Source organism: Methanoregula sp., from assembly GCF_050010295.1.
Classification (GTDB): domain Archaea; phylum Halobacteriota; class Methanomicrobia; order Methanomicrobiales; family Methanospirillaceae; genus Methanoregula.
In genome coordinates, this window is sequence record NZ_JBEKLH010000017.1 from 1 (window position 1) to 3,486 (window position 3,486).

Sequence of the window (3,486 nt, forward strand, 5' to 3'; positions counted from 1 at the left end):
GGACTCAGCTTCGATCAGTAAGACCACGACGGAGAAACCTCATGAAAACTCCTGGACAAAAGCTTGTTCAACTATCGTCAGCGTTTGCCGTGCTGGCCTTGAACTTGTTTATCATTCAATCAACTAAAGCTGGTATTTGGACCGAAACCGGCGCGATGACCACCACACGTGTTTATCATACGGCTACCTTGCTGCCCAATGGTGAAGTCCTGGTCGCGGGGGGATACCCCGGCGGCATATCGTATCTTGCCAGCGCGGAGCTGTACGATCCGGCCACCGGGACATGGACGGCGACCGCCAGCCTGGCCCACGCACGCGGTTCTCACACGGCTACCTTGCTGCCCAATGGCAAAGTGCTGATCGCGGGGGGCTATGGCAACAGCGGCTATCTTTCCAGTGCGGAACTGTACGATCCGAGAACCGGGACTTGGACGAACACAGGCGCGCTGACCACTGCACACGATTATCACACAGCAACCTTACTGCCCAATGACAAAGTGTTGGTCGCTGGAGGCGCTGGCAATAGTGGCAACAGCATTTCCACCACGGAGCTGTACGATCCAACCATGGGGACATGGACAGCGACTGGGGCGTTGACCACGATACGCGTTGCGCATACGGCAAGCTTGCAGCCCAACGGGAAAGTGCTGGTCGCGGGGGGCAATAGCACAGACGGCAGTATCGCTCTTTTCAGCGCGGAGTTGTACGACCCAGCCACCGGCAGGTGGACGGCGACCGATGCGATGATCACCGGTCACTCGCAGCACACGGCAACCTTGCTGCCCAATGGCAAAGTGCTGATCGCGGGGGGCTTTGGATCAGGCGGCATCGTATATCTTTCCAGCGCAGAGTTGTACGATTGGTCTATCTGGACTATCACGACTACTCAGTCTCCGATCAACGCCGGTCTTACTACCGGCAGTGGCGGCTACACCAATGGTTCGTCCGGCGCTGTCAGCGCAACGGCGGCTGCGGGCTATTATTTTGTAGAATGGACAGAGAATGGAAACTTCGTCAGCGGTTCATCCGACTATAATTTCGTTATCTCTGATAATCGCGTCCTTGTTGCGAATTTTTCTGCGGATGCAATACCCCCCACGGTTTCAATCTCCTATCCAGCTTCTGCGAAAACTTACACGAACGCGCAGACCGTGACGATCATGGCTACCGCGTCTGACAACGTTGGGGTGACGAGCGTCGAATTCTATGACGGCGGGACACTTAAAGGCGCTGACATGACGGCACCCTACACGTATGACTGGTCGTTTACGGCGGCTGACAACGGAACACACACTTGGACGGCTCGCGCCTACGACGCTGCCCGAAACGTTTCGACCTCCAGCCGGGTTACGCTCACGGTGAGCATTGACATCACGCCGCCAACCGTTGCTATCTCCAAACCCACCAACGGGGCGAATCTCACCACGTCGTCAACCACCGTGTCTGGCACGGCAAGCGATCCGGGTTCGTCTGCCAGCGGTGTTGCAGCCGTGGAAGTGCGTCTCAACGGGGGCAGTTGGGCGAACGCCACTGGCACCGCAAGTTGGACGCGCAGCGTTGCGCTGTCGCCTTGTTCCAACACCATCGAGGCACGAAGCCGAGACAAGGCAGGGAATTACTCGACCATCGCCTCAAACTTTGTCACCTATACGCCGCCCAACACGGCGCCGAACACGCCCGCTAATGTTTCTCCGCCCAACGGGGCCGCAGGAGTGCCGATCACGCCCACGCTAGAAGCGAGCGCGTTCAGCGATCCAGACCCAGCTTGCCTCGGCGACATCCACGCTGCGAGTCAGTGGCAAGTGCTAAGTGCGGGCGGACGCATCGTCGCGGACAGCGGCACGGACACAGTCAACAAAGTGAGTTGGGTGCTGCCGACCAACAAATTGTACTACGGCAGTAACTACCAATGGCATGTTCGATACCGGGACAGCCGCAACGCTTGGAGCAGCTACTCGACACAGACGCACTTCACCAACGGCGGCCCTTTCCTCAGCGCTTCGGTGCGAGGCACGAACATGGTGTTACAGTGGCCGACGAACTCCCTTGCTTTTGCGTTGCAGTGGTCAACGAGTGTGGGCACCGCGAATTGGAGCAACGCCATACCCGCGCCCCTGATTGTGAGCGGGCAATATACCGTCACCAACAATATTGCCAACAGGATGCGGCTCTATCGGCTGAAGAAGTAGCATCAGCGATGTCAATTCCGATGCCGGGAGTGCAAGTCATCCTTGACCGTCGGACGAAGCGTCAAACCGTAGATTGGATGACCAGTTGTCCGCATGGTTGGTCCGCCCGCGTGGGTTTGCGTTGGTGTTGTCCGCGGTCCGAGCGATGAAGCTTCAAATTAGCGCCTTTGGTTGTGCCAATTATAGGAGTGTCCTCCTGGCGGTCCCCACAATCCATCACGTGTTAGATCGCGCCCGCTGATGTGTACGACTTGCGAGAACAAGGGGGCATTCTGGCGGCGCCGCTCGCAAGCGGCTCGCAGGCGCGCGGCGTCACACTCGTTCGTGATGAGCACGTAACCGAAGTCCCGACTGGCGGACTCGAGGCGCTCGTATGCCTGGGTGTCCGAGAACAATGGGCGTTCGGTGTTTTTTTGCAACATTTATGGCTCCCCCGGAGCTTCGGGCGGCTGGTTCAACCGGCGAGGCAGATCGCGGGCACCATGCAGGAGACGAACTGCTTGGAGGCAATCACCCTCCACACGATAAAAGAGGAGCAATTTCTTGAAGGGGCGTTCTACGCGATAGGAGCGAAGACCGCGGAGTTTTGGGCTGCGGAAATGCCGGATTCTCCCGAGATCAGGCCGGTTTGAAAGATTACGGAGTGAATCGTCCAGCGCCGATTGGAATCGCCACGCGACCTCCCCTCCTGCCTTCTCTGCATACCACGCGAATTGGATCTGGAAATCAGCAATAAAGAACGAGGCTCGCTGAATGGCGAGGCTCATTGCTCTGGTTTCTGCCCGAGAACCCGCCTCCCGATGGCTTGCATCTCTTCGGCCGAGTACGGCGAAAACGGCCCGTCTATCGCTTTGAGCAACTCGGCCTCCAATTCGGGGCTGTCTTTCTCCAGGTCCAAAGGCACGTGCGGCTCCAGGGCTACCTGCTTGTCGCCGTCAGTTAGCACGATCAACTCGCCTTGGCAGGCTTCGGCAATCAGTTCTCGAAGGCGTGGTTGGGCTTCTCGCACGGTAATTGCTTTCATGCCGCCAGCCTAAACCTCAGGACAGGGCGGCGCAAGCACCACAATGAGTAAAGAGCCGGGGCGATCAGATTTAAGCCATTCCAGTCCGCTCACTGGGCCGCAGCACTCGTTTCGCAGGCAATGCACGCTACAGAGAGCGCATCGTAACGGAGGTCAGTATTTGCACCACAAGTGCCTCCACCGCAGAAGTTCAAGCGCTAGACATGGTAGATTCTCGGGGGTGCCTCCGGAGCCTCGCCGGAGCCTCGCCGGACACTCGCCGTAGCACCTCTG

The 3,486-nt window shown here is 58.2% G+C and carries 3 protein-coding genes; 1 reads left to right on the forward strand and 2 read right to left on the reverse strand.

Going from position 1 to position 3,486, the window contains the following annotated elements; genetic code table 11:
• Window positions 1-41 precede the first annotated feature (41 nt).
• The gene (locus ABSB80_RS13145) at window positions 42-2,189 is read left to right on the forward strand and encodes an Ig-like domain-containing protein (RefSeq protein WP_428371087.1); all 2,148 of its coding nucleotides are present in this window, start codon (window positions 42-44) and stop codon (window positions 2,187-2,189) included.
• A 422-nt stretch (window positions 2,190-2,611) separates the two neighbouring features.
• Here ABSB80_RS13145 and ABSB80_RS13150 read toward each other — a convergent pair whose 3' ends face one another.
• Together ABSB80_RS13150 and ABSB80_RS13155 are read right to left on the reverse strand one after the other, a co-directional pair.
• Entirely contained in the window at window positions 2,612-2,956 is a 345-nt protein-coding gene (locus ABSB80_RS13150; protein WP_428371088.1) for a type II toxin-antitoxin system RelE/ParE family toxin, read from the reverse strand.
• Window positions 2,953-3,213: a type II toxin-antitoxin system Phd/YefM family antitoxin gene (locus tag ABSB80_RS13155; RefSeq protein ID WP_428371089.1), complete on the reverse strand. Its 261-nt coding sequence runs from the start codon at window positions 3,211-3,213 to the stop codon at window positions 2,953-2,955. Before ABSB80_RS13155 ends, ABSB80_RS13150 begins: the two co-directional genes overlap by 4 nt.
• Window positions 3,214-3,486: the final 273 nt, after the last annotated feature.